Origin of the sequence: Methylobacterium sp. 285MFTsu5.1 (assembly GCF_000383455.1) — a bacterium.
In the GTDB taxonomy this organism is placed as follows: Bacteria; Pseudomonadota; Alphaproteobacteria; order Rhizobiales; family Beijerinckiaceae; genus Methylobacterium.
In genome coordinates this window covers 1-25,658 of the sequence record NZ_KB911313.1, presented here as the reverse complement: position 1 = coordinate 25,658, position 25,658 = coordinate 1, and the positions used below count along the sequence as shown (strand labels likewise).

Annotated in this window: 27 protein-coding genes and 1 pseudogene; 16 read left to right on the top strand and 12 right to left on the bottom strand. The window is 71.6% G+C overall.

Going from position 1 to position 25,658, the window contains the following annotated elements; translation table 11 throughout:
* From H288_RS0130310 to H288_RS0130300, 3 genes are all read left to right on the top strand, one after another.
* Nucleotides 1-319 (top strand): Holliday junction DNA helicase RuvB C-terminal domain-containing protein (locus H288_RS0130310; RefSeq protein WP_026605432.1); only part of this gene is annotated, 319 nt, incomplete at its 5' end.
* Nucleotides 320-386: 67 nt separating this feature from the next.
* Entirely contained in the window at nucleotides 387-1,007 is a 621-nt protein-coding gene (locus H288_RS0130305; protein ID WP_020096319.1) for a glutathione S-transferase N-terminal domain-containing protein, read from the top strand.
* A 60-nt stretch (nucleotides 1,008-1,067) separates the two neighbouring features.
* Nucleotides 1,068-2,639, top strand: coding sequence for an ABC transporter substrate-binding protein (locus H288_RS0130300; RefSeq protein WP_020096318.1), 1,572 nt, complete (start codon nucleotides 1,068-1,070; stop codon nucleotides 2,637-2,639).
* Between the two features lie 28 nt (nucleotides 2,640-2,667).
* Here the strand turns inward: H288_RS0130300 and H288_RS0130295 are convergent, their stop codons facing one another.
* A complete protein-coding gene (locus H288_RS0130295) occupies nucleotides 2,668-4,587 on the bottom strand; it encodes an EAL domain-containing protein (RefSeq protein WP_020096317.1) in 1,920 nt (639 codons plus the stop codon).
* A gap of 446 nt (nucleotides 4,588-5,033) precedes the next feature.
* Between H288_RS0130295 and H288_RS0130290 the strand changes: the two genes are divergently transcribed.
* Together H288_RS0130290 and gph are read left to right on the top strand one after the other, a co-directional pair.
* Nucleotides 5,034-5,378, top strand: a complete 345-nt coding sequence (locus tag H288_RS0130290) for an MliC family protein (RefSeq protein ID WP_020096316.1) — start codon at nucleotides 5,034-5,036, stop codon at nucleotides 5,376-5,378.
* A 120-nt stretch (nucleotides 5,379-5,498) separates the two neighbouring features.
* Complete coding sequence (gene gph, locus H288_RS0130285; protein WP_020096315.1) at nucleotides 5,499-6,197, top strand: phosphoglycolate phosphatase; 699 nt, start codon at nucleotides 5,499-5,501, stop codon at nucleotides 6,195-6,197.
* A gap of 7 nt (nucleotides 6,198-6,204) precedes the next feature.
* Here the strand turns inward: gph and rclC are convergent, their stop codons facing one another.
* From rclC to H288_RS0130265, 4 genes are all read right to left on the bottom strand, one after another.
* Nucleotides 6,205-6,828: a reactive chlorine resistance membrane protein RclC gene (gene rclC / locus H288_RS0130280; protein ID WP_020096314.1), complete on the bottom strand. Its 624-nt coding sequence runs from the start codon at nucleotides 6,826-6,828 to the stop codon at nucleotides 6,205-6,207.
* A gap of 36 nt (nucleotides 6,829-6,864) precedes the next feature.
* Complete coding sequence (locus H288_RS0130275) at nucleotides 6,865-7,212, bottom strand: carboxymuconolactone decarboxylase family protein (protein WP_020096313.1); 348 nt, start codon at nucleotides 7,210-7,212, stop codon at nucleotides 6,865-6,867.
* An 87-nt stretch (nucleotides 7,213-7,299) separates the two neighbouring features.
* The gene (locus H288_RS0130270; RefSeq protein ID WP_020096312.1) at nucleotides 7,300-8,283 is read right to left on the bottom strand and encodes an AraC family transcriptional regulator; all 984 of its coding nucleotides are present in this window, start codon (nucleotides 8,281-8,283) and stop codon (nucleotides 7,300-7,302) included.
* 86 nt (nucleotides 8,284-8,369) lie between these two features.
* On the bottom strand, nucleotides 8,370-9,083 hold the full coding sequence (locus H288_RS0130265) for a TetR/AcrR family transcriptional regulator (protein ID WP_051123804.1): 714 nt from the start codon (nucleotides 9,081-9,083) through the stop codon (nucleotides 8,370-8,372).
* A gap of 165 nt (nucleotides 9,084-9,248) precedes the next feature.
* Between H288_RS0130265 and H288_RS0130260 the strand changes: the two genes are divergently transcribed.
* From H288_RS0130260 to H288_RS33185, 4 genes are all read left to right on the top strand, one after another.
* Nucleotides 9,249-10,454, top strand: coding sequence for an acyl-CoA dehydrogenase family protein (locus H288_RS0130260; protein WP_020096310.1), 1,206 nt, complete (start codon nucleotides 9,249-9,251; stop codon nucleotides 10,452-10,454).
* A gap of 96 nt (nucleotides 10,455-10,550) precedes the next feature.
* Nucleotides 10,551-11,729 carry a beta-ketothiolase BktB gene (bktB, locus tag H288_RS0130255; RefSeq protein WP_020096309.1) on the top strand — a complete coding sequence of 393 codons (1,179 nt, stop codon included), beginning with the start codon at nucleotides 10,551-10,553 and terminating at the stop codon, nucleotides 11,727-11,729.
* A 17-nt stretch (nucleotides 11,730-11,746) separates the two neighbouring features.
* A complete protein-coding gene (locus H288_RS0130250) occupies nucleotides 11,747-12,787 on the top strand; it encodes a phosphotransferase family protein (protein ID WP_020096308.1) in 1,041 nt (346 codons plus the stop codon).
* Complete coding sequence (locus H288_RS33185) at nucleotides 12,784-13,113, top strand: DUF6285 domain-containing protein (RefSeq protein WP_020096307.1); 330 nt, start codon at nucleotides 12,784-12,786, stop codon at nucleotides 13,111-13,113. The genes H288_RS0130250 and H288_RS33185 overlap by 4 nt, the downstream gene beginning before the upstream one ends.
* Nucleotides 13,114-13,251: 138 nt before the next feature.
* On the opposite strand, the gene H288_RS0130235 is transcribed toward H288_RS33185, so the two are convergent.
* The 6 genes from H288_RS0130235 to H288_RS0130210 all read right to left on the bottom strand — a co-directional run bounded on the left by H288_RS0130235 (nucleotide 13,252) and on the right by H288_RS0130210 (nucleotide 17,349).
* Nucleotides 13,252-13,647: a CsbD family protein gene (locus H288_RS0130235; RefSeq protein ID WP_020096306.1), complete on the bottom strand. Its 396-nt coding sequence runs from the start codon at nucleotides 13,645-13,647 to the stop codon at nucleotides 13,252-13,254.
* Nucleotides 13,648-13,726: 79 nt separating this feature from the next.
* Nucleotides 13,727-13,930, bottom strand: coding sequence for a CsbD family protein (locus tag H288_RS0130230; RefSeq protein WP_020096305.1), 204 nt, complete (start codon nucleotides 13,928-13,930; stop codon nucleotides 13,727-13,729).
* Nucleotides 13,931-14,027: 97 nt separating this feature from the next.
* The gene (locus H288_RS0130225; RefSeq protein ID WP_020096304.1) at nucleotides 14,028-14,951 is read right to left on the bottom strand and encodes a hypothetical protein; all 924 of its coding nucleotides are present in this window, start codon (nucleotides 14,949-14,951) and stop codon (nucleotides 14,028-14,030) included.
* A 77-nt stretch (nucleotides 14,952-15,028) separates the two neighbouring features.
* Nucleotides 15,029-15,532: a CsbD family protein gene (locus H288_RS0130220; protein ID WP_020096303.1), complete on the bottom strand. Its 504-nt coding sequence runs from the start codon at nucleotides 15,530-15,532 to the stop codon at nucleotides 15,029-15,031.
* A gap of 90 nt (nucleotides 15,533-15,622) precedes the next feature.
* Nucleotides 15,623-15,793, bottom strand: a complete 171-nt coding sequence (locus tag H288_RS34445) for a CsbD family protein (protein WP_020096302.1) — start codon at nucleotides 15,791-15,793, stop codon at nucleotides 15,623-15,625.
* 95 nt (nucleotides 15,794-15,888) lie between these two features.
* The gene (locus H288_RS0130210) at nucleotides 15,889-17,349 is read right to left on the bottom strand and encodes a helix-turn-helix transcriptional regulator (protein ID WP_020096301.1); all 1,461 of its coding nucleotides are present in this window, start codon (nucleotides 17,347-17,349) and stop codon (nucleotides 15,889-15,891) included.
* A gap of 260 nt (nucleotides 17,350-17,609) precedes the next feature.
* Here H288_RS0130210 and H288_RS0130205 point away from each other — a divergent pair, with 260 nt between their 5' ends.
* Entirely contained in the window at nucleotides 17,610-18,029 is a 420-nt protein-coding gene (locus H288_RS0130205; protein ID WP_245274587.1) for an RNA polymerase subunit sigma-70, read from the top strand.
* A gap of 383 nt (nucleotides 18,030-18,412) precedes the next feature.
* Nucleotides 18,413-18,796, top strand: a complete 384-nt coding sequence (locus H288_RS0130200; RefSeq protein WP_020096299.1) for a hypothetical protein — start codon at nucleotides 18,413-18,415, stop codon at nucleotides 18,794-18,796.
* A 53-nt stretch (nucleotides 18,797-18,849) separates the two neighbouring features.
* On the opposite strand, the gene H288_RS0130195 is transcribed toward H288_RS0130200, so the two are convergent.
* Complete coding sequence (locus tag H288_RS0130195) at nucleotides 18,850-20,178, bottom strand: alpha-amylase family glycosyl hydrolase (protein WP_020096298.1); 1,329 nt, start codon at nucleotides 20,176-20,178, stop codon at nucleotides 18,850-18,852.
* A gap of 603 nt (nucleotides 20,179-20,781) precedes the next feature.
* Here H288_RS0130195 and H288_RS35355 point away from each other — a divergent pair.
* The 5 genes and pseudogenes from H288_RS35355 to H288_RS33175 form a co-directional block, all read left to right on the top strand.
* Nucleotides 20,782-21,501, top strand: coding sequence for a hypothetical protein (locus H288_RS35355; protein ID WP_158684272.1), 720 nt, complete (start codon nucleotides 20,782-20,784; stop codon nucleotides 21,499-21,501).
* Nucleotides 21,502-21,572: 71 nt separating this feature from the next.
* On the top strand, nucleotides 21,573-22,901 hold the full coding sequence (locus H288_RS0130180; protein WP_020096295.1) for a DNA methyltransferase: 1,329 nt from the start codon (nucleotides 21,573-21,575) through the stop codon (nucleotides 22,899-22,901).
* Nucleotides 22,901-23,362, top strand: coding sequence for a DUF5681 domain-containing protein (locus tag H288_RS33640; protein ID WP_020096294.1), 462 nt, complete (start codon nucleotides 22,901-22,903; stop codon nucleotides 23,360-23,362). Before H288_RS0130180 ends, H288_RS33640 begins: the two co-directional genes overlap by 1 nt.
* A complete protein-coding gene (terL, locus tag H288_RS0130170) occupies nucleotides 23,359-24,780 on the top strand; it encodes a phage terminase large subunit (protein WP_020096293.1) in 1,422 nt (473 codons plus the stop codon). Before H288_RS33640 ends, terL begins: the two co-directional genes overlap by 4 nt.
* A gap of 140 nt (nucleotides 24,781-24,920) precedes the next feature.
* Nucleotides 24,921-25,658: pseudogene (locus tag H288_RS33175) on the top strand (IS3 family transposase); the annotation flags it as partial.

The following is a 25,658-nucleotide window of genomic DNA, read 5'->3' as shown; positions in this document are numbered from 1 at the left end:
GGTGGCGGAGGCCGAGACGGTGACGCGGGCGATCGCCGACCGGGCGCTGCAGCTCTTGGACGTGGACGGGGCGGGTCTCGACGTGATGGACCGCAAGTACCTGAGCCTGATCGCGCGCTCGTTCGGGGGCGGGCCGGTGGGGATCGAGACGATCGGGGCGGCGCTGTCGGAGCCGCGGGACGCGATCGAGGACATCATCGAGCCCTACCTGATCCAGCGCGGCTTCGTGCAGCGCACACCCCGCGGACGCGTCCTCACCCGACACGCCTACCGGCATCTCGGCCTGCCGGAGCCGGAGCCGGCCCCGGTCGCCGCCTGAGCGCCGGCCGAATTGCCGGATCCCGTCACGGGCCCTAGCTTCCCTCGGCACAGCGGAGGCGCCCGCGATGATCGATCTCTACGCCTGGAACACCCCCAACGGCCGGAAGATCAGCGTGGCGCTGGAGGAGATGGCGCTGCCCTACCGGGTCATCCCGGTCGACATCACGCAAGGGGCGCAGCACGCGCCGGACTTCCTGGCGATCAGCCCGAACAACCGCATCCCCGCCATCGTCGATCCGGACGGGCCGGACGGGTCCCCGATCCCGGTGTTCGAGTCCGGCGCGATCCTGCTCTACCTCGCCGAGAAGACCGGCCGCTTCCTGCCCGAGGACCGGCGGCAGCGCGTCGCCGCCCTGGAATGGCTGATGTGGCAGATGGGCGGCTTCGGGCCGATGCCCGGCCAGGTCCACCACTTCCTGTCCGTCGCGGAGGCCGACCGCGCCTACGGGCTCGCCCGCTACAGCAAGGAGACGCACCGGCTCTACGGCGTGCTGGACCGGCGCCTCGCGCAGGTCGCGTACGTCGCGGGGCCGCTCTCGGTGGCGGATTTCGCGATCCTCGGCTGGGCGTGGCGCCACGAGCGCCACCAGGTCGACCTCGCCGACTACCCGCAGGTCCGGCGCTGGTACGACCGGATGATGGAGCGCCCCGCCGTGCAGCGGGGCTTCGCCGTCCCGCTGAGCTGAGGCGGGGCGCCCCCTGGTCCGGCGCTTGCGACGCCGGGATCCACCGTTCGGGGAGTGACGATGAGGCGACGCACCTTCCTGGCCGCTGGGGCCGCGGCCCTGGCGGCCCCCTCCGTCGGGCGGGCGCAGGGCGCCCGGGTCCTGCGCATGGTCCCCCAGGCGAACGTCACCTCCATCGATCCGATCTGGACGACGGCGATCGTGACCCGCAACCACGCCTACGTGGTCTACGACACGCTGTTCGGCCTCGACGCCGACCTGCGGCCGCAGCCGCAGATGGCGGCCGGCCTCAAGGTCGAGCAGGACGGGCGCCGGGTGACGATCCCCCTGCGCGCGGGCCTGCGCTTCCACGACGGCACGCCGGTCCTGGCGCGGGACTGCGTCGCCAGCATCCGGCGCTGGGCGGCCCGCAACGGCTTCGGCCAGACCCTGATGGCCGCCACCGACGAGCTCGCCCACGACGGCGACACCGACATCGTGTTCCGGCTGAAGGCACCGTTCCCGCTCCTGCCGCAGGCGCTGGCGAGCGTCAGCCAGCCGGCCTTCGTCATGCCCGAGCGGGTCGCCCAGACCGACCCGTACAAGCAGATCACCGACGCCACCGGCTCCGGGCCGTTCCGCTGGAAGGCCGACGAGTTCAACTCGGGCAGCCTGATGGTCTACGAGCGCCACCCCGGCTACGTGCCGGCGCCCGGCACACCGAGCCTGACGGCCGGCGGCAAGGTCGCCCATTTCGACCGGATCGAGTGGCGGATCATCGCCGACGGCGCCACCGCGGCGGCGGCCCTGCAGAACGGCGAGATCGACTGGTACGAGCAGCCGCCGCCCGAGCTCCAGCAGCTGCTCGCCCGCAACCGCGACATCGTGGTGGAGGGCCTCGACCGGCTCACCAACCCGGCGATCCTGCGGATGAACCACCTGCAGCCGCCCTTCGACGACGTCGCGGTGCGCCGGGCGGTGCTGCCGGCGATCGTCCAGAGCGACTTCATGGCGGCGATCGTCGGCGACGATCCCGGGGCCTACGACGACCGCTGCGGGATCTTCACGCCCGGCACACCGATGGCGAGCCAGGTCGGCCTGGAGGCGCTCACCGGGCCGCGCAGCCTGGAGGCGGCCCGCGCGGCGCTCAGGGACTCGGGCTACGACGGCGCGAAGATCCGGCTCATCGGCCCCACGGACCTGCTGGCGCCCGCGGCGCTGACCCAGGTCGCGGCCGACCTGCTCCCCCGGATCGGCTTCAACGTCGACCTGGCCCTGAGCGACTGGGGCACGGTGATCCAGCGGCGCGTCTCCCGCGAGCCCGTCGAGAAGGGCGGCTGGTCGGTGCTGCTCACCACCTTCTCGTCCTTCGACAACGCCGACCCCGCCGCCCTGCAGCCGCTCCGGGCCAGCGGGCCGAACGCGTGGTTCGGCTGGCCGTCGGTGCCGCGGCTGGAGGCGCTCCGGACCGCGTGGTTCGCGGCCCCCGACGCGGAGGCGCGCCGGGCGATCTGCGCCGACATGCAGCGGATCGCCCTCGAGGAGGTCGTGTTCGTGCCGGTCGGCTCCTACCGTTCGATGACGTCCTACCGGCGCGACCTCACGGGCCGCCTCCCGGGCTTCCCGATCCTCTGGAACCTCCGGCGCGCCTGAGGCGGCTCCGCCTCGCGCCGGTGCCGCCTCAGGCCCTCCGGCGCACCGTGCCGGCCTCTGCCTCTGCCTCTGCCGCTACCTTCGCTTCCGCCGCGCCCTCGCGCTCCAGCCGCTCCAGCAGGTCGCCGAGGGGCATCGGGCGGCCGATGTGGTAGCCCTGGGCGTAGCGGCTGCCGTGCCGCCGCGCCACGTCGAGCTGCGCCTCCGTCTCGATCCCCTCGACGATCCCGTCGAGGCCGAGGTTGCGGCACAGGTCCAGGATCGTGGAGACGAGGCTGCAGCCCCGGTCGGTGTCGATGTCGGCCATGAAGCCGCGGTCGATCTTGATCTTGTCCAGCGGCAGGCGGTGGACGTAGCCCAGGCTGGAATAGCCGGTCCCGAAATCGTCGAGCGCGATCTTGATGCCCAGGCTGCGCAGGGTGGTGATGGCCGCCTTGGCGTGGTCGAAGTCGCGCATCAGGGCGGTCTCGGTCAGCTCGAGCGTCAGGCGGCGCGGGTCGATGCCGCTGCCCCGCACCGCCGCCAGGATCGACAGGACGGTCTCGGGCGAGGCGAGGTCGTGGGCGGACAGGTTGAAGGACAGGCCGGTCCCGGGCGGGAGCTGCGCGCAGTCGGCGAGCGCCTTGCGCAGGAGCAGCAGCGTCACCGTGTGGATCATGCCGCCGCGCTCGGCGGCCGCGATGAACCGGTCCGGCGCGACGCGGCCCAGCGTCGGGCTCGTCCAGCGCGCCAGACCCTCCACGAAGGCGGTCCGCCCCGTGGCGAGGTCGAGGACCGGCTGGTAGTGCAGCACCATCTCGGCGGCGAGGTCCGCCGTCCGCAAGGCCGTCTCCACCGCCTGCTCGGCGCGGATCGCGTCCTTGTGCTCCTGCGAGAACAGGGTCGTCGCGCCGCGCCGCTGCTCCTTGGAGTGGTAGAGCGCGTAATCGGCGCGGTCGAACAGGGCGTCGGCGTCGTGCGAGACCCGGCAGGGCAGGGCGAGCCCGCCCGAGCAGCCGGTGACGACCTGGATGTCGCCGATCCGGATCGGCCGCTGCAGCGCCGTGCAGACGCCGTCGCAGAAGGCGAGCGCCGCTGCGGCCGAAGCCGGCGCGCGCAGGATCACGCCGAACTCGTCGCCCCCCAGCCGCGTCACCACCACGTCCGCCCCCGCGAAGGCCGCGAGGCGCCGGCCGGCCTCCGCCAGGACGCGGTCGCCGACATTGTGCCCGTAGGTGTCGTTGATCGGCTTGAACCGGTCGAGGTCGAAGATCGCCAGGGCGAAGGCCATGTCCGCCCCGGAGGACGACCGGAGCGCCTCGTCGAGCTTCTGGAAGAAGTAGCGCCGGTTGGGGAGGCCGGTCAGGCTGTCGGTCTGGGCGAGGCGCGCGTTCTCCTCCGAGAGCCGGCTCGCCACGGCCTGGGACGCGACGAGGGCGACGAAGGCCCGGTAGTTGGTGTTGAGGATGCGGACCATCACGGCCGTGACGAAGGCCGTATTGGCCGCGATGGCGAGGAACACGTGGTTCCCGCTCGTCACGCAGCAGAACAGGAACACGCCCATGACGATGCCGGTGACCAGGAAGGCCGCCAGCGGCAGGTAGGTCAGGCAGAAGATGCAGGCGATCACCGTGACGGCCACGAAGATCGCGACGTGGCCCTGCTCGTAGGGGCCGCCGAACGTGTTCAGGACCATCGCCCAGATCACGAAGGCGACGGAGAAGAAGACCGTGAGCACCGTCGTCCGCCGCAGGTGGCGGGCGGCCTGCGCCTCGTCCAGGGCCTCGGGCCTCAAGCGCCACCAGTGGATCGCGCGCAGGAGGCACAGCGCGATCACGGTCCCCGGGATGCCGAGGGTCAGGTAGGCGGGCGCCAGACCGTAATGCGTCACCGCGAGGGCGCCGGCATTGACCGAGAGCAGTCCGTAGAGGGACGGGATATGCTTCTGCAGTTCCGCGAGCTGACGCATGGCCGTCAGACCCGGGGCGGATGCGGTCGACCTCCCGATCAATATCGAGAAAGGATATTTCGGACGGTTCATCGAAGCTGCGTCTGAGAGATTGCCGTATTATTATACTCCTAACATTAAAGAGATATTTAAGCCGCGAGCTGTCGCGGCGGTCGTCCACGGCTCTATTCCCCGCGCCGGACCGGCGCATCGCGGCGCTCGGGAGACAATCCACCGGGCGGCCGAGCCGACGATTTACCGATTCCGTCCCAAGTTGAGCGGGAAGTGCCCCGGTTCGACTTGTATCGAGGATCGTACAATTGCCTCGCTGCTCCATCTACTCTTCCAGGGACTGGTGGATGGGGGTCGGCCGACCGCCTCGCGTGCCGTCGGCGCCGATTGCCCGGACAGGACATCCCGGCGATGATCGTCGTCGCGGCCGCGGCCGCGGGGCTCAGGAGAGGCCGATGAGAATCCGTGTCCACGTCGCCCGGCTGGCGATCCTCGTCGGCGGGCTGCTCGTGGCCGCCGCGCCCGCGCAGGCCGAGACGATCGACGTGACCTTCGCCTGTCCGAACGGTCGGACGCTGGCCGTCACCTTCCTGAATGCCGCGGGGCCGGAGCGGGCGGTTGTCCGGCCGGACAACGGCGCCGCCGTCACCCTGCCGGTGCAGCTGAGCGGGTCGGGGTTCCGCTACGCCGACGCCACGCACGAGCTGCGGGGCAAGGGGCGGTCGGTCACGTGGACCGACGGCGCCGGCACGCCGGTCACCTGCACCGACCGGACGCCGGCCGACGCCAAGCCGCGCTAGGCTGCTCGGGGCGCGTGCCGGACCCTGGCCCGGCAGCGCCGGACCCGCTAGGAACCGCCCGTCCCGGAGATTGAGGCGTCGGCGTCCCGCCGCGCGTCGCCCGCGACGCGGAGACGTTCCTTGCCCGCGCCCGCGCCCCCGTCGCGCTTCGACGCCGTCCTCCTCGACCTCGACGGCACCCTCGTCGACAGCCTGGCCGATCTCCGGACGGCCCTGAACGCCACCCTGGCGCGGGAGGGCCTGCCGCCGGTCGGGACCGCCGCGATGCGGGCCATGGTGGGCGACGGCGCGGTGGCGCTGCTGCGGCGCGCCCTGCGGGCCTCGGGCGGCGATCCGGAGCGGGCGCCGGACCTGCTGCCGGCCTTCCTGGCCGTGTACGAGCCGCTCGCGGCCGCCGGTACCGCCCTGTTCCCCAACGCCGCCGCGGCGGTCCGCGACCTCCGGGCGGCGGGCTACGCGCTGGCGATCGTCACCAACAAGCCGGCCCGCGCCACCGGCCTGATCCTCGACGCGGTGGGGCTGGCGCCGCTGATCGACACGGTCGTGGGCGGCGACACGCTGCCCGAGCGCAAGCCCGATCCCGCGCCGCTGCGGGAGGCCCTGCGTCGCCTGCGGGTCGAGCCCGGGCGGGCCGTCATGGTCGGCGACATGCACCACGATATCGCGGCCGCCCGCGCCGCCGGCACCGCCGCCATCCTGGCCCGCTACGGCTACGGGCGCCCGGACGACGCGCGGACCGCCGACGCCGTCCTCGACGACATCGGCGGCCTGCGGGCGATGATCGGGGCGCTGCCCGCGGGCGGCACCCCGGCCTCCTAGGGGACTCCTAGCGGCTTGCCGCGAGGTCGAGGCGGGCGGGGGCGCCCGGCGCCCGGGCCTGCCGCTCGAGGACGGCGCGGGCGCTGTCGGCGAGGACGAGCCACGCGCCGGCCATGAGGGTGACGTCCTTGAGGACGAGGCGCCCGGCACCCGAGAGGTAGGGGAAGCCGTGCTCGGCGTCGCCGAGCGCGGCGACCCAGGCCTCGGGGGTGGTCACGAGGAACGACAGGGTCACCACCGGGGTGAGGAAGGCCAGCACCGCGCCGGCCAGACCCAGCCGCCGCGACGCCAGCCCGACGAGGACGAGCAGGCCGATCAGCAGCTCGACCGTGCCGAGTCCGCGGGAGAACGCGTAGGTGTGGTTGGCCGTCTGCCACGCGCGGGCGGCGAGGTTGAGCTCGCCCTCGTGGGTGAGGTGCTGCGCGTACTGGTCGGGGTGGGCGTAGAAGAACGCCATCACCGGGCTGTTGGCGACGAAGGGCGTGATGCTGTCGGCCTCGTAGGGCACGAACTTGAGCGCGCCGATCCAGAGGAAGATGACCGCGATGGCGACCCGCATGGCCTGGAGGCCGAGGCGGTTCGAGCCCGGCCCGGAGACGAGGCCGAGGACGCGGCGAACCTGCGTGTTCATGGCACGATTCCTTGCTCAATCGGATGGGGGGAGGGGCTACGCCTCGGCGGAGGCCGCGAAGGCGTCGAGCGCGCGGGTCGCGTAGACGACCGCGGCACCGGCATTGAGGCTGGTGGCGACCCCGAGGGCCTCGGCCAGCTCGGCCTCGGTGGCGCCGAGCTTGCGGGCGGCGTCGGTGTGGACCGTGATACAGCCGTCGCAGCGCAGGGAGATCGCCACCGCCACCGCGATCAGCTCACGGGTCTTGGCGTCGAGCTGGCCGGTCTTCTGGCCCGCCGTGCTGAGGGTGCCGTAGCCCCGCACCGTGTCGGGGCTGAGCTTGGCGAAGTGTCCGACGCCGGCGGTGACCTGCTGGCGGTAGCTGTTCCAATCGATCATGTGCATGACGACCTCCTTCGTGATGACGAGGAAGGTAGTCGGGGCCGGCCGCGCCCTCGATGACCGCGCGGCGCAGGCCGATGACCGGGCGGATCAAACCGCCTGCGGGGGCGCCTCGGCCTGCCGCGCCTGTCCGGGGCGGATCCCGTACTTGCGCAGGAACGCCCGGCTGAGGGCGGGCGCGGACTGGTAGCCGACCTCCGCGGCGAGACGGTCCAGCGGGACCGTCTCGGTGCGCAGGCGGTGATGGGCGAGCCCGAGCCGCAGGTCGGTGAGGAATTCCAGCGGGGCGACGCCCGCCGCCCCACGGAAGGCGCGCACGAGGCTCGCCCGCGACGCGGCGGCCGTCGCGGCCAGTTCGTCCAGCGTCCAGGGATGCACCGGGTCGCGCACCATCGCGAGCACCGCCCGGGCGGTGAGCGGCTGCCCCAGGAGGCGCAGCAGGCCCTCGGCCGGGGCCGACGCCTCGAGATGCGCGCGGAGCATCATCATGAACAGCGCGCTCGCGAGGTTCTCGGCGACCGCGACCGACCCGGCGCGGAGGTCGTTCAGCTCCTCGCGGATGCCCGCCAGGAGCGGCGCGAAGCGGGTGGCCAGGGGCTCGGTGCCGACGCTCAGGACGAGGAGGTCGGGCAGGGCGGTCACGATCAGGGTCTGGGGCGCCGCCTCGAAGGCCAGGCGGCCGCAGATCAGCTCGACGTCCGGCTCGGCCCCGACGGTGGTCTTGAACCGCAGATCGTGCGCGTGGCGGACCGCGACGGGCAGGGGCGTCGACGGCGGCGGCCCCGCGCCGTGGAACAGGTGCGCGTCGCCGCGCGGCAGGAGCAGGATGTCCCCGGCCGCGACCTGCAGCGGCGCGCCCCCAGGCCGCCGCAGCGTGGCGCGGCCGCGCGTCACGAGGTGGAAATAGGCCTGCCGCGTCGGCTCCGGCGCGTGCGGGGCGGCCCAGGCGCCGCCGAACCGGCAGACGTCGTCCAGGTGCGGCCGCACGCGCAGCAGCGGCGCGAGGCCGCTCAGCGGATCGTCGATTCCGGCGGTTCCGTGTGCGTCCGCGCGGCGCCCGATCGGTCCGGCCATGCTCCCCGCGCTCCGGAATGCCCTCCGGGCCCGGCATAAGGGCGCGCGGCGGCCCCGACCAGGGGGTGTTCGTCCGCCGCGCCGGTTCAGCCCGCCGCGATGGCCTTCTCGACGAAGGCGGTCACGCCGGCGATGTAGCGCTGGATCGGGATCCCGCGCTTCCGGTGCTTGGCCCGCTTCACGTACCAGTCCTGCAGGAGCGGCTTGATCAGCGCGGCGGTGAGGTCGACGTCGGCGACCGCGAAGACGCCCGCCGCCGCGCCGCGGGCGAGGACTTCGGCGAAGATGCGCTCCGTGGCGGCCTCGCTCTCCGTCGCCATCGTCCGGGCGGGGGCTGGGAAGCCCTTCGCCTCCATGAAGGCGAAGACGAACCAGGGCTGCATCGCCTCGGTCAGGCGGATATGGGTCTCGATCAGCCAGCGCAGATGCGCGGCCGGATCCGCCGCGAGCCCCGCCGGGGCCTGCCGCAGGACCGCCTCGGCCGTCTCGGCCACCTCGGTGAGGATCATGACCAGCAGCGTGTTCTTGTTGTCGAAGTACGAGTAGAGCCCGCCCATGCTGAGCCCCGAGGCCCGGGCGAGGTCGCGCAGGCTCGTCTCGTGGAAGCCCTGCCGGCTCGACAGCTTCAGCACCGCCTCGATGATCCGCGCGAGGTTGGCGACGGCGACATGGTCCTTCCGGACGCTGATCCGGTCCCGGTGCCGCGCCAGGATCCGCGCGCAGATCGCCTCGGTGGCGTAGGCGTCCTTCACCGGAAGGTGTGCCGGAAAGTTCGCCGGAAGAGCGTCTGCGGGGCTCATCGATCCATCGTCGCGCCGTCGTCGTTTCGTCGTCGCGCCAGCCCGCGGTGGCCACGACCGGGAGCGGCTCCCGAGGTCTAGCCCGTTGCCAGGCGCGAATCCAGGCGATAAAAAGCGAGCGCTCGCTCGATTTTCGTCGTCGGCACCGACCCAGGAGGTGGGCCCGTGGATTTCACCATCTCCCCGCGCGTCGAGGATTACCGCGCCCGGATCGCGGCCTTCGTGGACGCGCACATCTTGCCGCTCGAGGCCGATCCGGCCGCCTATGACGGCCACGGCAACATCAGCCTCGCCGAGCTGACGCGGCTGCGCGGCCTCGCCCGCGCAGAGGGCCTGTGGTGCCTGCAATTGCGGCCCGAGACCGGCGGCGCCGGGCTCGACAAGGTCGGCATGGCGGTCTGCTACGAGGCCATGAACCGCTCGATCTTCGGCCCGGTCGTGTTCAACTCGGCCGCGCCCGACGACGGCAACATGATGGTGCTGGAGAAGGTCGCGACCCCGGACCAGAAGGCGCGCTGGCTCGCGCCGATCGTGGAGGGGCGGGTCCGCTCGGCCTTCGCCATGACCGAGCCGCATCCCGGCGGCGGCTCCGATCCCGGCATGATCCAGACCCGGGCCGAGCGGCGGGGCGACGGCTACGTGGTCACCGGCCGCAAGTGGTACATCACCGGCGCCGAGGAGGCCGAGCACTTCATCCTGATGGCGCGCACCTCCGACGACGCGCGGAAAGGGCTGACCGCCTTCCTGTTCCACAGGGACCAGCCCGGCTGGCGGATCCTGCGCCGCATCCCGATCATGGGGCCGGAGGAGCACGGCGGCCATTGCGAGCTGCTGTTCGAGGGCCTGGAGATCCCGGCCGAGAACGTCCTGATGAACGAGGGCGACGGCCTGAAGCTCACCCAGATCCGCCTCGGGCCGGCGCGGCTGACCCACTGCATGCGCTGGCTCGGCCTGTCGAAGCGCTGCGTCGAGATCGCCCGGGCCTACGCGGCCGAGCGGCACGGCTTCGGGATCCGGCTGGCCGACCGGGAGAGCATTCAGCTGATGCTGGGCGACCTCGCGATGCGGATCGAGATCGGCCGCCTCCTGGTGATGAAGGCTGCCTGGGCCCTCGACCGGGGCAGCTTCGCCCGCAAGGAGGTGTCGATGGCCAAGGTCCACGTGGCCAACCTCCTGCACGCGGCCGCCGACACGGCGATCCAGATCAACGGCGCGCGGGGCTACTCCACCGACACGCCCCTCGAGTGGATCTACCGCTACGCCCGGCAGGCGCGCCTCGTGGACGGGGCCGACGAGGTCCACAAGATGGTCCTGAACCGCAATCTCGAGGCCGAGGGCGACGCCTTCTGGTCGTGGGACGTCGGGGCCTGAGCGTCGGGGCCTGAGCGGGGCCGACACCGTCCGCCCGCCGCGCGGGGCGCGTCGGCAGGCCGAGCCAGACAGGGAAGCCGAGAGGAAGCCGAGAGTATGACCGAGGTCGTGATCACAGGCGCGGTGCGCACCGCGATCGGCACGTTCGGCGGCGCGCTGGCCGGCACGCCGCCCTCCGTCCTCGCCGCAAGCTGCGTCGCGGAGGCGCTGCGCCGCGCCGGGACCGCGCCCGAGACGGTCGGGCACGTGGTCCTCGGCAACGTCATCCCGACCGAGCCCCGGGACGCCTACATCGCCCGCGTCGCGGCGATGGAGGGCGGGATTCCCGCGGAGGTGCCGGCCATGACGGTCAACCGCCTCTGCGGCAGCGGCCTGCAGGCGATCGTCTCGGCCGCGCAGTCCATCCTGCTCGGCGACGCCGAGACGGCCGTGGCCGGCGGCGCCGAGAGCATGAGCCGCGCCCCCCACCTGCTGACCACCGGGCGGACCGGGTCGCGCATGGGCGACGCCGTGCTGGTCGACTACATGCTCGGCGCGCTGACCGACCCGTTCGGCAACGGCCACATGGGCGTCACCGCCGAGAACGTGGCCGCGCGCTACGCCGTCCCCCGCGACGCGCAGGACGCCTTCGCGGCCGAGAGCCAGGCCCGCGCCGCGCGGGCGATCCGCGAGGGCCGGTTCCGGGAGCAGATCCTGCCGATCGAGGTCCAGCGCAAGCGCGAGACGGTGGCCTTCGACACCGACGAGCACCCGAAGGCCACGACCGCCGAGGACCTCGCCAAGCTGCGCCCGGCCTTCTCCAAGACCGGCAGCGTCACGGCCGGCAACGCCTCGGGGCTGAACGACGGCGCGGCGGCCCTCGTCCTGTCAAGCGCCGCGCGGGCCGCGCGCGACGGCGCGACGCCGCTCGCCCGCATCGTCGGCTACGCCCACGCCGGCGTGGACCCGTCCGAGATGGGCATGGGCCCGGTGCCGGCGGTGCGGCGGCTGCTGGAGCGGACCGGCCTGCGGGCGGCGGATTTCGCCGTCGTCGAGTCGAACGAGGCCTTCGCGGCGCAGGCCTGCGCGGTCTCCCGCGCCCTCGACCTCGATCCCGACAGGGTCAACCCGAACGGCGGCGCCATCGCCCTCGGCCACCCGATCGGCGCCACGGGGGCGATCATCACCGTCAAGGCCCTCTACGAGCTGGCCCGGACCGGCGGCCGCTACGGGCTCGTGACCATGTGCATCGGCGGCGGCCAGGGGATCGCCATGGCCCTCGAGCGCGTCCCGTGACGCGGCCCTGAGGCACCATGCTGGACGTGGATCAGAGGACGGCGCTCTGCGCCTGGATCGGCCGGACCCTGGAGGCCGGGTCGGTCGCGCTCGACGACGCCCGGCCGCTGACCGGCGGCTCGATCCAGGAGAACTGGATGCTGTCGTGCCGGGTCGACGGCGCGCCCCGGAGCTTCGTCCTGCGCAAGGACGCGGCCGCCACCATCGCGTCGAGCCGCTCGCGGGCGGAGGAGTTCCGGATCCTGCGCGCCGCCTTCGCGGCCGGCGTGCGGGTGCCGGAGCCGGTCGGATTCTGCGCGGATCCGGGGGTGGTCGGGGCGCCCTTCGCGCTGATGGGCCTCGTCTCCGGGATCGGGCTGGGGCCGCGGGTGGTCAAGGACACGAGCCTCGGCGGCGACCGCGCGGCCTTGGCCGAGCGGCTCGGCCGCGAGCTCGCCCGGACGCACGGCATCCTGCCGGCGGCCGGCCCGGGCACCGCCCCGGCGGACGACCTCGCCTTCCTCGGCGCGCCCGAGCCGGAGCCGGCCCTGGCCGAGATCCGCGCGCTCCGGGCGAGTCTCGACGGGATCGGCGCCGCGCGCCCGGCCCTCGAATGGGGCCTGCGCTGGGCCGAGCTCCACGCGCCGCCCTGTCCCCGGCCGGTCCTGGTCCACCGCGACTTCCGCACCGGCAACTACATGGTCGATGCCGAGGGCCTGACGGCGATCCTCGACTGGGAATTCGCCGGCTGGGGCGACCCGGTCCAGGATATCGGCTGGTTCTGCGCCGCCTGCTGGCGCTTCGGCCGGCCCGACCTGGAGGCCGGCGGCATCGCCCCGCGGGCCGCCTTCTACCGCGGCTACGAGGCCGAGAGCGGGCGCGCGATCGAGCCGGAGGCGGTGCGCTACTGGGAGGTCATGGCGCATCTGCGCTGGGCGGTGATCGCCCTGGAGCAGGGCCACCGCCACGTCTCCGGTCAGGAGACGTCGCTGGAGCTGGCGCTGACCGGCCGGATGGTGCCCGAACTCGAGGCCGCGATCCTGCGCGAGACCGCGCCCGAGCGGTGGGGAGCCCGATGAGCGAATCCTTCCTGGACGCGCCCGCGGGCGCCGCCCTCCTGTCGGTCGCCCGGCAGAGCCTCCTCGACGAGGTCGCGCCGGCCCTGTCGGGGCGCCAGCGCTACGTCCTGCTGATGGCCGCCAACGCGATGGGCGTGGTCATGCGGGAGATCGCGCAGGCCGGCGCGGCGGCCGGGGCCTGGGAGCGGGCGCTGGGCGGCGCCGGATCGCCGGCCGAGCTGGTCGCGGCGCTCCGCGCCGGCCGGCGCGACGGGGACGCGGCGCTCCACGCCGCGCTCGTCGAGACGACACGGATCGCCGCCGGCATCTGGAAGGCCCCGGGCTAGCGATCCCGGGCTCCGGATCCGGGCGTCAGTAGGTGCGGCCGGTGCCCCGGCGCCGGTCGTAGCGGCGCCCGAGATAGGCGATGAGCTTCGGCACGATGAAGGCCGTCAGGAGCTTGCGCAGCATCGGTAAACCCTCCGTCAGCGGGTGCGGCGGACGAGCCATCCCGCCGCGAAAGCGACGGCGGCCAGGCCCAGCAGGGTGTTGGTGCGGTTGGCGTCGGCCGTGCGGATCGCCTGCCGGCCGTAATCGGCGCCGCGGCGGCGCGCGTCCCGGGCGCGGTCCCGGCCCTCGTCGATCAGGTGGTCGGCCCGCCTCCGGGCGGCCTCGGCCAGATGGCGGCTGTCCTCCGCCAGGTCCTCCGCGAGGTCCTCGGCGCGGTCGCGGGCGCGGCCGTAGGCGTACTGCGCGCCGCCGGCCACCTGATTGACGGCGCCGCGCACTTGGCGGGCCGGGTCACCGGTCAGGCCGCCCAGGGCGGTCTGGGCGCGGCCCTTGAGGTGGCGGGACGCGCCGCGGATCTGGTCGCGGTTCATGCAGCTCTCCTGGTGTCGGGGAATGGAGCCCCGCCTCGGCGGGGGCGGCGGCGCCGGGGAGCCGGCGCCGCGGGACGGATCAGTGCTTGCCGGTGATCTTGTCGGCGACGGACTTGGCGCCGTCCTTGACGTCGCCGACGGTCTTCTGCGCCTCGCCCTTCAGCTCCTGCGCCTTGCCCTCGGCCACCAGCTTGTCGTTGCCCGTCGCCTTGCCGGCCGCCTGCTTGACGTTGCCCACCGCCTCGTTGGCCAGGCCCTTGATCTTGTCGGTCGTGCTGCTCATCGCGTGTGCTCCTGCTTCGCTGGTGAGGCCGGTCTCCCCGGCCGGTGGTGGCCCCCGCTATCGACGCGGGGGCCGGTGAAGGTGTCAGAGGGAGGTGTCAGACGCGCCGGGTCTCGTAGGCGCCGAGCAGGGTCGCGGGCTTGGGCGCGCCCATCCGGCCGCCGACATACGCCGCCAGCGCACCCAGGATCAGCGCCAGCGCGGCGTAGAACGCGCCCTGCGTGGCCGCCGACTTCGCCGTCACGGCAGCGGCCTCGGCCTTCTGCTTGGCGCTGGCCACCGCCTGCTCGTACTGCTTCTGGTAGTCGTCGATCTGCGCCTTGGCCTGATCCGGCGTGATGCCCTGCGCCTTGGCCAGGGCGTCGGCGGCGCGGGTCTTGGCCTGCTCCTTCTGGGCCGGGTCACCGGTCAGGACCGCCTTCACCGCCGCCACGGCCGCGTCCTTGGCGGCCTGCGGGTCCTGGCCGGCGGCCTGCTGGCGGACCTTGTCCTCGATGCCGTCGAGCGGGTTCGAGATCTTCGACAGCGACGGCGCCGCCGCCTGGGCGGCGGTCTGCACCGTGCCGCCGACGAGGTTGCCGGCGCCGCCGAGCGCGCTCGAGACGGTGCCGAGCGTGCCGCCGACCAGGCCGCTGGCGGCCGAGGTCAGCATGTACAGCACCACCAGGGTGGTGACCGCCCAGGAGACCAGCCCGTGCAGGGCGGCCGCACCCGGAAGGGCCTTGCCCGAGAGCCGCCCGGCAATGAGGCCGCCGGCCAGCGAGGCGACGAGGCCCGAGGCGACGAACCACGCGCCCGCACCCATCGAGACGGTGGAGGCGGAGGGATTGTCGGCGGCGGTCGTGCCGACCGAGGCCAGCCCGACGCCGACGCCGACGAGGTTGATGATCACCTGGGTGACCAGCGCGGTCACGGCGCCGGCGAAGATGGCGCCCCAGGAGACTTGGTTGAGCAGGACGGCGCGCGTGTCGGCGTGCGCGTCCGGCGCGAGGGGCGTTGCAACGGTCTGGATGGTGGTCACGCTGTCACTCCGGTGGTGGATCGCTGAAATTCGTGGGGCCGCCGGCCCGGACGGCCCAGGGGCGGCCGGGACGCGGCTCAGTCGCGGCGGGCGCTGACGAGCAGGCCGAGGCCGAAGCCCGCGATGCCGGCGATGAGCAGGGCGGCGAGCGGGTACTCGGCGACCTGCTGGCCGACCTCGCGGGTGCCGCGGCGCAGGGCGTGGCTGCCGCGCGCGTAGGCGTCCTCGGCGTAGTCGTACGCCTCCTCGGCGGCGTGGCGGACGCCGCGCTCGGCGCGGGCGTACTGGTCCTGCGCGGCGCCCTGGGCGCGGCGGGCGCGGGCCTCGACGTCGTCGGCCCCGAGATCGTCGACGGCGTCGCGAACCCGACCACCGAAGTCGCGGGCCGCGTCGGCCACGTGGTCGGCCGCGTCGCGCACGGTGTCCTTGGCCTGGCCGTAGAGGGTCTCGGCCTGTCCGGCGGCCTCGCGGGCGCGGCCCTCGACCGAGTCCCGCCGCGAGCCGGTCAGGTCGCCGAACGCGCCCTGCACCTTGCCGCCGAGTTCCCGGGCCGCGCCCGTGATCCGATTGGTATCGACCATGTCGTTCTCCTTCGTCGTCGCGTCGGCGACCGCCTCCGCGATCGCGCTCGTGGTGGGGGCGCCTCACCGTGAGGCGCCGGGTGACGTCCGTCAGCGCGGGCCGGAGCCCGCGGGCCCGGAGCCGGCCTTCGATCCGGGCGCGTCGCGCTTCTGGCGCCGGCCCTCGGTCTCCGTCCGGGCATCGCCGGTCAGCTTGCCGATGGCCTCCTTCACCGAGCCCTTGAGGTGCTCGGCGGACGGTGTCTTCCTGTCTTCGGTCATGGGCGCCTCGTCATGCGTGAGAAAACCCTTGCCGAGCGGAAGATGTACGCCGGGCGCGCCGGATCAATGGTTTAGTTGTACCAGTATGGCGGTATTCATCCGTCAGAGATGTTCAGGGGAAAGCCGTTCTCGCGCCCCCAAACGACTGCCTCGCTGCGCTTGTGGATGCCGATCTTGCGGTACAGGGCGGCGCCGTGATTGCGCACCGTGTTGCGCGACAGCCCGAGCTTGCGCGCGATCGCGTCGTCGCCGAGCCCCGCGCAGATCAGGTTGAGGATCTGGCGCTCGCGAACGGTCAGGCTCGGCGCCGCCGCGTCGCCGCCCTCCCGGGCCGGCCGGCGCAGGTTCGCCAGCTTCTCGATCAGCCCGCGGCTGAACCACGACGTGTCGGCCATCACCGTCTCGATCGCGTCGAACAGCTCCCGCTCCGAGTGCTTGCGCGCGGTGATGTCCTGCAGCACCAGCAGAACGAAGGCCGTCTCGTTGATCTCGACCCGCTCGGCCGAGACCAGGCAGTCGAGGTTCGCGCCGCTCTCGTGGCGCAGGCACACCTCGAGACCCAGCACGTAGCCCTGCCGCTCCAGGGCGGCCTCGACCTGCAGGCGCTGCTTCTCGGCGACCCACAGGCCGGCCTCCTCCAGCGAGCGGCCGACGACGCGGTCCCCGCCCAGGCCGAAGACCCGGCTGAACGCCTCGTTCACGCCCGTGACTTGGCCGTCCTCGGCCCGCACCAGCACGGTCGGGATCGGCGTCATCCGGAACGCCTTGGCGAAGCGCTCCTCGCTCTGGCGCAGGGCGGCCTCGGCCTTCCGGCGCAGTTCCAGGTCCGCGAAGGTGAACAGCATGCAGGGCTCGTCGCCCATCTCGATCGGCTGCCCGGCGACGATCACGAAGCGGCTCCCGCCGTCGGGCAGGTCGAGGCAGGCCTCCATCTGCGGGATCGTGCCGCCCGCGTTGAGCCGCGCGACGGCGAGGTCGCGGTTGCGCGCGCCGGCCAGGACGTCGACCTCGTAGACGCTGTGGCCGATGACGGCGTCGCGGGTGTGGCCGGTCATCTCCAGGAAGCCGTGATTGACCTTGACGTGGCGCAGGTCGGACAGCCGCGTGATCACGGCCGGGGCCGGGTTGGCGTTGAAGGTGCGCTCGAACCGTTCCTCGGCCTCGAACTGGTCGGAGACGTCCTTCAGGATCAGCGCGAGGCAGCTCGGGTTGCCGTCGCGGTCCGTGGCCACGAGGCTGCGCAGCGAGTGCACGAAGTCCATGTCGGGCTTGTCGGCCCGCCGCACCTCGACCACCACGTCGTGGAAGCGCTCGCCGGCGATCACGCGCTCGATCGGGTACTGGTTGGGCGTGATATGGTTGCGGTATCGGAGGCAGAAGCGGTCGCGATAGGCGTCGACGGTTGGGCCGAGCTCGTCGAGGCTCTCGGCACCGTGCATCGCCAGGGCGGCCGCGTTGGCGTAGGCGATGGTCTGGTCGGGCTCGACCAGGATCACGCCCTCGCTCAGGCCGGCGATGATCTGCCGGAGCTCATGCCTGTCGACGCCCGCCGTCACAGCTTCTGCACCCCTTCACGCGGTCACTGCCCTGTCGGCAGCGGGGCACAAACGGGTTGCGCACAAGCCGGTTCCCTCATCTAAGTTATTTTCCTGGTATACGCGCACCATTGACGCGGGCGTTTTGAGCCAAAGATAAATGCTCGCAACGCCGCGACGCCGTTCCCGCGCGCTCTCGGCCCCCCTTCCCAGAAGACGTGGCCATGCCGACCGTGCAGGATATTGACCGACTAGTGCGGGGGACCGCGGAACACGGGGACGTGATCTCCGCCCCGGGTGCGACATCATGTACGAGTCGGCGCGAGAATTTTCCAGAAGTTGCAGAACTTGAGGAAAATTCGCGTCTAAGACGCCTGCTCGACCGCCTGTCGGAGGCCGCGGACGCCGCGGAGGCCGAGGGGCAGGTCCCGGTCGGCTTCGGGGCGGCGCTGGTCGACGCCGTGCCGGACCTGCGCCGCCGCGCGCTGATGCTGACCCGCGACGCCATCGCGGGCGATGTCCAGGGGGACGACCTCGTCCGGCTCACCCTCCTGAAGGCCTGGGAGCGCCGGGCGGCGTTCCGGCCTGGAACCGGGATGCCCGCATGGCTCGACACGTTCCTGCGCAACCGCCCCGCGGGCGGCCGCGCCGGGCCGACCGGCCTGTCGCGGAACGGCGTGTCTGCCGGGATGGCCCGCTGAGACATGTCGGCGCGTGGTATCCCGCGGAGCCGGTGAGAAACACGGCGTACTGGTAAAAATATCTCATTCCCACGAATGTGTTAGGCCCCATATCGCGGTCGTGGAACGCGCCGTGCGCCGTCGGGCGCCGCCGGGTTCCGCGCCCCTTTCCCGAGGTTGTGCCGGGCGGATGGCCCTCTTGTCCGGCACGGCCGCGAGGCCGGGCGCCCGCGCCGCTCCGGGCGCGCGTCCGGCCCGTTGCCCTTTCACCCCGTGCTCCGGCTCCCGACGCTCCGTCGTGCGACCGCACCGACTGACGGTCCGCCCGCGCGCCGTGCCGCGCGACGGATCCCCCCGGCACGGAGGAATCCCATCCGAGATCCGAGACCATCACTGAGGAGACGATGACCCGACTTCGCGCCGCACGGCTCGCGCCCGCCCTGATCCTGACCGCCTGCACGACCGTCTGCGCCGCGACGGGAGCCTCCGCGGCCAACCGGTTCGACGGGTCATGGTCGGTCATCGCCACCGCGGAGAGCGGGAGCTGCACGGGGCCCTACAGCTATCCCATCGTGATCCGGGACGGGACCGTGGACGACGTCGGCGGCAACGGCGTCGACGCCTCCGGCCGGGCAGGGCCGGACGGCCGGATCACCGGCACGATCCGCAAGGGGCTGGCCAGCGTCTCGGTCACGGGCCGCCTGCGCGGGTCCGCCGGGACCGGCCGCTGGACGCTGTCCGGGCTCGGTGCCTGCGCGGGGCGCTGGACGGCCCGCCGCACCGGCTAGGGAGAGCGGGCGGTCGGCCTCTTTCCGGCCCCTTTCCGGCCGAGGCGCGGCGGTCACACGGTCAGGACGGCCCAGCCGTGGGCCGGAAGGGTCACGCGGGCGCCGGTGCTGCCGGCCTCGGCGAGATAGCCGGTGCCGGCCTCGATCGCCCGGGCTTCCGGCACCGGCAGCGTCGCGTCCGCGTCGGCGAGGTTCAGGGCCGTCAGCACCCGCGCGCTCCCGTCGCCCAGCGCGAGCACGATCTGCGCGTTGGCGAGGTGCAGCGCCCGCGCCCGCGCGCGGTGGAGTCCGGCGTGGCGCCGCCGGAGGGCGATCAGGTCCCGGTGCAGCCGGTAGATCGGCCAGCCGTAGGGAGCGAGATCCGCGGGCGTCGGCGGGAAGGCCGGCCGGATAGCGTCGTCGCCGCCGACCCGCTCCTCCTTCACGCCGCGGAAGGCCTGCTCGTCGCCGGCATAGATCGAGGGCGTCCCGCCGCAGGTCAGCAGGATCGCCAGCGCGTGCGGCAGGTGCCGCTCGTCGGTGAGCCGGCTCGCGATGCGCGTCACGTCGTGGTTGCCCACGAAGGTCAGGGGCGCGAACCTGTCGAGAAGGCCGTTGTGCCGGTCCAGGGCGTGGGCCAGCTCGAACAGGTTGCGATCGTTGAGGGCGCTCCAGATCGCCTTCCAGAGCTCGTACTGGGTCACCGAATCCATGCCGGTGTCCTGCACGATGCGGGCGTAGTCGCCGTGGATCACCTCGCCGACGATGTAGGCCTCCGGATGCGCGAGGCGGACCTGCCGCAGCACGCGCGCCCAGAAGCGCGGCGGCACCGCGTAGGCCGCGTCCAGCCGCCAGCCGTCGGCGCCCCGGGCGAGCCAGTGGCCCATGACGGCGGCGACGTGGTCAGCGACGCGCGGGTCGTCGTGGTTGAGCGTGACGAGCTGCCGGTGTCCCTCGAAGCAGGCGTAGTCCGGCTCGATGCCCGGGCCGGAGCCCCGCGGCCAGGACAGCCGGAACCAGCCGGCCCGCTCGGATTCGGGCCCGTGCCGCAGGACGTCCTGGAAGGCCGGGTGCGCCCGCCCGACATGGTTGAACACGCCGTCGAGCAGGACGCGGAGGCCGCGGGCCCGGGCCGCCGCGACCAGGGCGTCGAAATCGGCCTCGTCGCCGAGGCGCGGGTCGATGCGGAAATGGTCGATCGTGTCGTAGCCGTGCGTGGAGGCCGCGAAGATCGGCCCGAGCGCCAGCCCGGACGCGCCGAGCTCGACCGCGTAGTCGAGCCAGCCGTGCAGGTGGGCGAGGCGGTGCGTGACCGGTGCGGCCGGATCGGCTTCGTCGGGGGCTCCGACGAAGCCGAGGGGAAAGACCTGCCACCAGACTGCCTGTTCGATCCAGGACGCCACGCGACCTCCTCCGTCTCCGATCGGGACCGAACCCTGCCGCGCCGCGATGGTTGCAGGCTCGCCGCCGGCCCGGACGCGGCCTCGGCTCGCGGCGGGGGATCCCCGGGCAGCCCGGACCAAGATCTGGGGCGGGGCGCGGTCACGGGTCGGGATGTGGGATCGGGCAGGTGGCGCGGGGCGGGAAGAGATCTCCGCGGACCGGCGCTAAGTCCCGGCCGCGCCAGCGCTATCGCTGCGGAACCGGGACGCTGTCTTGTCACCAGGAAAGCCTGGTGGTGGGGACGGTCACATGCGAACTCGTCTCCGGCCAATTTTCGCTGTTGAGCGGGAAGATACAGGGATTGAAATCGCAAACTGGATTTTGAGCGGTGGTCCGGCTCTAGTTTGCTCCGTCTTATCAGGCCGTAGGGCGACGAATTCCCTGGGCTACTGAACAGGGAATTATGGTGATCCAATCAGACTGCCAGAGCGATAATTAGGAGGCGGCATTCGGTTGGCAGGGATGACCAGGCTACATCGGGATGCGCATCTCGACCATCCTGGTCCTGGACAAGATCGCCCGGACATCCGATCTCGCTTCTGCACACCTGATGGAGCCGCGCGATGGCGAGAGATCCTAACGACGCCTCCGGTGGGCATGCAGGCGAGCTGCCGCTGAGTCCACCGCGCGATCGGATCCTGACGCAGGTGACGCCCCGGGAGGGTTGGACGGGCGATAGGAGTGCAGCGATCGACAAACTGTGTGCGTTCGTCAGTGATCGTTATCGCGATGCTAACCTGCAGCAATTGAGATGGCGTTTAGCGCCGTTGCTCACCATGACAGCTGAGATCGTCACGGTGGGCAAAGTCGGCGATAAGAAGCCGGCGACCTTCATCCGTAAAACGATCGTTGAATTGCGGGAAGCGTCGCCCGACGCGGCTGTCGAGGCGCTGCGACATCCTCATAGCTTGATTCGTAGTTTCCTCGATGTTCGGTTGGAAGCAGAGGACGCCGAGGTCGATCGACCATCGGTTCCTGCTTTGGATACCGACGAGCGTGCTACGCAACGATACGCTCTCGCGACCTCCGCCGACGGTGACGTCTTGCCTCTGCCCCGCCGCGGCACCGAGAACCCTTGGGCCGTAGTTGCTGGCCTCGTGGCGGAACTTCTGTGCGATGTGACCGGTCGCGAGCCGAAGCGCACCTATGACGCTCATGCTCAGGCTGACGGCGGCTGGCCGCTGGCTTTCTTCCGGCTCTTCGCCACGCTCGCTGTGCCCTCGGCCAAGCCTCGCCTCGACAAGGTCTGGCGCAATGCCTTGGACGCCCGGGTCGGAAAATAAAGGCGGCCATTATCGCAGGCCGCGTGTAGCCGGCAGACGCTCATCGGTTCGCCTCAACCGATGGAACAGCCATGACCGCCGACATTGAGACCCTCTCGCCTGCCGACCTCAGGCCCAACCCACGCAACGCGCGCACCCATCCCAAACGTCAGCTCGATGCGATCGCCGCCTCGATCCGGAGGTTCGGCTTCCTGAATCCCGTGCTCCTCGATGCCGACGGGGTGATCATCGCCGGGCATGGCCGCGCACTAGCCGCTAAGCAGCTCGGTCTCGAACAGGTGCCGGTGCTGCGCATCGAGCACTTAAGCGAGGCCGATAAGCGTGCCTACGTCATCGCTGACAACAAGCTCGCTCAGATGGCAGGTTGGGATCGCGATGTCCTCGCCATCGAGCTTCAGCACCTGATCGAGGTCGACGCCACCCTGCCGGAGGTGATCGGCTTCGCGGCGGGCGAGGTCGATGTGCTGCTCGACGAGGTCAGCGGTGGCGCCGACCCCGACGATGAGGCCGTACCGGCGATCGCCGAGCGGGCGGTGACCCTGCCTGGCGATATCTGGGATTTGGGCGGCCGGCACCGGATTGCCTGCGGTGACGCCCGCGATACGGCCGTGCTCGCTGCCCTGATGGGTGAGAAACGCGCCGACGCCGTGTTCGTCGATCCGCCCTACAATGTCGCCATCCAGGGCCATGTCGGCGGGCGCGGGGCCATCCGACACCGCGAGTTCGCGATGGCGTCGGGCGAGATGACGCCGGCAGCCTTCCAGGCATTCCTCCGGCAGATGGGCGAGGCGCTGACGGGGGTCTCGCGCGCGGGAGCGGTGCACTTCATCTGCATGGACTGGCGGCACACCCGCGACCTGCTCGAAGCCCTCTCCCCATTGTACGATCAACTCCTAAATCTCTGTGTCTGGCGCAAATCGAACGCCGGCATGGGCTCGCTGTACCGGTCGCAACATGAACTCGTGTTCGTGTTTCGACACGGCACCGCGCCCCACCGCAACGCGGTCGAGCTCGGCCGGCACGGGCGCAACCGCACCAATGTTTGGGACTACCCCTCGGTCAACGGCGCGCACGCGGATCGGCGCAGCCAGCTCGCCTGGCACCCGACGGTCAAGCCCGTCTTGCTGGTCGCCGACGCGATTAAGGACGTGACCCGGCGCGGTGAGATCGTGCTCGATAGCTTCCTCGGCTCAGGGACGACGCTCATCGCCTGCGAGCGGGCCGGGCGCCGCTGCCGGGGTGTCGAGATCGACCCGCACTACGTCGACCTGGCGCTGCGTCGATGGAGTGAGATCACTGGCCTCGTGCCGGTCCTCAGTGGGACTGGGCAGCTTTTCGACGCGGTTGCGCGCGCCAGACGCGAGTCAGCGTCCGCCATCTCCGCGCAGGGAGAGGCTTGATGAGCGGCGAGCACGACGACCGGGCCGAACCGACCACCGGGTCTGAGGGGGATGCTAATCCGAGCTACCGGGTCGGCTACGGGCGCCCGCCCGTGCACAGCCGCTTCCAGCCAGGGCGGTCGGGCAATCCGCGGGGACGGCCGCGGACGCGCAAGAACCTCGCGAGCATGGCCAGAGAGGTGCTGCAGCAGCCCGTGGCGGTGATGGTCAACGGTCGGCGCAGAACGGTACCCGCGTTGCAGGCGGCGCTTCAGAAACTGCTGGCCCGGGCGCTCAAAGACGGTGACCCCCGTGCGCTATCGGCCATCATCGCCCTGGCCGACCGCGCCGGGTTCGCCGACGCCGTCTCGCCCGAGGGTACTGGCGGTCTGTCAATTGAGGAGCGCGAGGTATTGGACCTGCTGCGGGCGAGTTTTGACCCACCCGCCGAGCCCGGCGCGTCGATCGAGGATGGATCATGAGCGCCTCGCACAGCACCGATGCCTTTGAGCAAGCTCTGCTGCGCGAGGGTCTGCAGCGCGACCTCGTCACCTTCACGCATCGCTGCTTCCAGACTGTGGTGCCGGGTGAGCGATTTGCCTCCAACTGGCACCTCGACGCGATCGCTCACAAGCTGGATGAAGTCAGGCGCGGCACGATCCGCCGCTTGATCATCGCTATGCCGCCGCGCAGCCTGAAGTCAGTTTGCGTCTCGGTCGCCTTACCGGCCTTCGTGCTCGGCCACGATCCAGCCCACAAGCTAATTTGTGTCTCCTACTCTGAAGGCCTCGCGGGTAAGCACGCCGATGATTGCCGGCGGGTAATGTCGAGCGGGTGGTACCAAGCCCTGTTTCCCGAGACCCGTATCGCGCGCAGCACCGCGAGCGAGATCGTCACCACCCGGCGCGGCGTGCGTTTGACCACCTCGATCGGGGGCACGCTCACGGGCCGGGGTGGTAATCTGATCATCGTCGACGATCCGATGAAGGCCCAGGACGCGATGTCGGAGTCGGCCCGCGAGGCGGTCAAGGCTTGGTTCAGTGGCACGCTGCTCTCGCGGCTCGACAATAAGGAGACTGATGCCATCGTGGTGGTGATGCAGCGCGTTCACGTCGACGATCTCGCCGGTCACCTGATCGCGACTGGGGGCTGGGACGTGCTGACCCTGCCCGCTATCGCCGAAGCCGATGAGCACATCGCCCTAGGTCGGAATCGGGTCCACCATCGCCGGGCTGGCGACGCGCTCCACCCTGTTCGGGAAAGCGCGGCGACGCTCGAAGCGCTGAAGGCGGAGATCGGAAGCTTGGCCTTCAGCGCGCAGTATCAGCAGGCGCCGGTGCCCGCCGAGGGCAATCTCGTCCGGCGCGAATGGCTGCGCTTCTACGATCACCCGCCCGAGCGCAGGCCAAGTGATATTCTGCTGCTCAGCTGGGACACAGCCATGAAGGCTAGCGAAACAGCGGATTACTCGGTCTGCACGGTCTGGTTGATCCGTGACGACGCACATTTCCTGCTCGATCTGATCCGCGAGCGGCTCGACTTTCCCGAGCTCAAGCGCCGGGCCATGGCCCTTCACGGGCTCTGGCGAGCGCAGGTCACGCTCGTTGAGGACAAGGGCTCGGGAACCTCGCTGTTGCAGGAGCTGCGAGTTCTGAGCCTGCCGGCGATCCCTTTCCAGCCCTCCGGTGACAAGGTCATGCGCATGCATGCCCAGAGCGTGCAGTTCGAGGCGGGATCGGTGTATATGCCCAAGGCTGCGTCGTGGTTTGATGGTCTCCTATCCGAACTTCTCGCCTTCCCGGCGGGGCGGCACGACGATCAGGTCGACTCGATCTCGCAGGCGCTGGAGTGGGCAGCGGCCCGTCGATCGCGCCCCGTGCCGCGTATCCGGCGTCTTTAGACGGTCATGGTGCCCCGGCTGTCCGCCGTCAGCACTCTTGGGACAGATTGAGGGTCTTCCCGAACGGAGGATGGCTGGTTTGATCCTCCCTAGGAATCGCGGACACCTCTGATACGCTCATGCTGAGCGGGGAAGGTGTCGGATGGCGGTCACGGCCAGAGAGCGCCAGCTCGGCCTCCAACCGCCAACTCCTGGACGACGTCCGGCGCATCCATGCCGCCCATCACCGGCGCTACGGCTCCCCGCGCGTGCATGCCGCCCTGCGGGCCGAGGGCCGGTCTGTCAGCCGCGGACGGGTGGAGCGCCTCATGCGCCGGCACGGCATCCGTGCCCTGTCGGGGCGTCGGTTCCGACCCTGTACGACCGACAGCCGTCACGATCTTCCGATCGCCCCAAACCTCCTGAGGCAGGACTTCTCGGCCGCGCAGCCGGGCACGGTCTGGCTGGCCGACATCACCTACCTGCCGACCGGCGAGGGCTGGCTGTACTTGGCCGCCGTCCTCGATCTGGCCACGCGCAAGATCGTCGGTTGGTCGATGCGCGATCACATGCGCGCTGAGCTGAGCGTAGCGGCATTGATGATGGCCGCCCAGCGGCAGCGGCCGGCCGCCGGGCTCATCTGCCACTCGGATCGCGGCAGCCAGTACGCAGCCGAGGCCTACCGGAGACAGCTCGCCGGTATGAGGGCGAAGCCGTCGATGAGCCGCACGGCTTGGGGCTCACGATAATGCCCCAATGGAGAGCTTCTTCCACACGCTCAAGGTCGAGCTCGTCCATCAGCGACGATGGGCGACCCGGGATGAAGCGCGGCGCGATCTGTTCGCCTACATCGAGGGCTACTACAATCGGCAACGCATCCACTCGGCACTCGGCTATCT

Excerpts from the sequence above, each read along its gene's own strand:
- rclC (WP_020096314.1), bottom strand. The coding sequence starts at position 6,828 with ATGAACACGCAGGTTCGCCGCGTCCTCGGCCTCGTCTCCGGGCCGGGC.
- H288_RS33185 (WP_020096307.1), top strand. The coding sequence starts at position 12,784 with ATGAGCGAATCCTTCCTGGACGCGCCCGCGGGCGCCGCCCTCCTGTCG.
- H288_RS0130275 (WP_020096313.1), bottom strand. The coding sequence starts at position 7,212 with ATGCACATGATCGATTGGAACAGCTACCGCCAGCAGGTCACCGCCGGC.
- H288_RS0130235 (WP_020096306.1), bottom strand. The coding sequence starts at position 13,647 with ATGAACCGCGACCAGATCCGCGGCGCGTCCCGCCACCTCAAGGGCCGC.
- H288_RS0130290 (WP_020096316.1), top strand. The coding sequence starts at position 5,034 with ATGAGAATCCGTGTCCACGTCGCCCGGCTGGCGATCCTCGTCGGCGGG.
- H288_RS0130300 (WP_020096318.1), top strand. The coding sequence starts at position 1,068 with ATGAGGCGACGCACCTTCCTGGCCGCTGGGGCCGCGGCCCTGGCGGCC.
- H288_RS0130220 (WP_020096303.1), bottom strand. The coding sequence starts at position 15,532 with ATGGTCGATACCAATCGGATCACGGGCGCGGCCCGGGAACTCGGCGGC.
- H288_RS0130305 (WP_020096319.1), top strand. The coding sequence starts at position 387 with ATGATCGATCTCTACGCCTGGAACACCCCCAACGGCCGGAAGATCAGC.
- H288_RS0130250 (WP_020096308.1), top strand. The coding sequence starts at position 11,747 with ATGCTGGACGTGGATCAGAGGACGGCGCTCTGCGCCTGGATCGGCCGG.
- H288_RS0130200 (WP_020096299.1), top strand. The coding sequence starts at position 18,413 with ATGACCCGACTTCGCGCCGCACGGCTCGCGCCCGCCCTGATCCTGACC.
- terL (WP_020096293.1), top strand. The coding sequence starts at position 23,359 with ATGAGCGCCTCGCACAGCACCGATGCCTTTGAGCAAGCTCTGCTGCGC.
- H288_RS34445 (WP_020096302.1), bottom strand. The coding sequence starts at position 15,793 with ATGACCGAAGACAGGAAGACACCGTCCGCCGAGCACCTCAAGGGCTCG.
- H288_RS0130295 (WP_020096317.1), bottom strand. The coding sequence starts at position 4,587 with ATGCGTCAGCTCGCGGAACTGCAGAAGCATATCCCGTCCCTCTACGGA.
- H288_RS0130270 (WP_020096312.1), bottom strand. The coding sequence starts at position 8,283 with ATGGCCGGACCGATCGGGCGCCGCGCGGACGCACACGGAACCGCCGGA.
- H288_RS0130230 (WP_020096305.1), bottom strand. The coding sequence starts at position 13,930 with ATGAGCAGCACGACCGACAAGATCAAGGGCCTGGCCAACGAGGCGGTG.
- bktB (WP_020096309.1), top strand. The coding sequence starts at position 10,551 with ATGACCGAGGTCGTGATCACAGGCGCGGTGCGCACCGCGATCGGCACG.
- H288_RS35355 (WP_158684272.1), top strand. The coding sequence starts at position 20,782 with ATGGCGAGAGATCCTAACGACGCCTCCGGTGGGCATGCAGGCGAGCTG.
- H288_RS0130265 (WP_051123804.1), bottom strand. The coding sequence starts at position 9,083 with ATGAGCCCCGCAGACGCTCTTCCGGCGAACTTTCCGGCACACCTTCCG.
- H288_RS0130180 (WP_020096295.1), top strand. The coding sequence starts at position 21,573 with ATGACCGCCGACATTGAGACCCTCTCGCCTGCCGACCTCAGGCCCAAC.
- H288_RS33640 (WP_020096294.1), top strand. The coding sequence starts at position 22,901 with ATGAGCGGCGAGCACGACGACCGGGCCGAACCGACCACCGGGTCTGAG.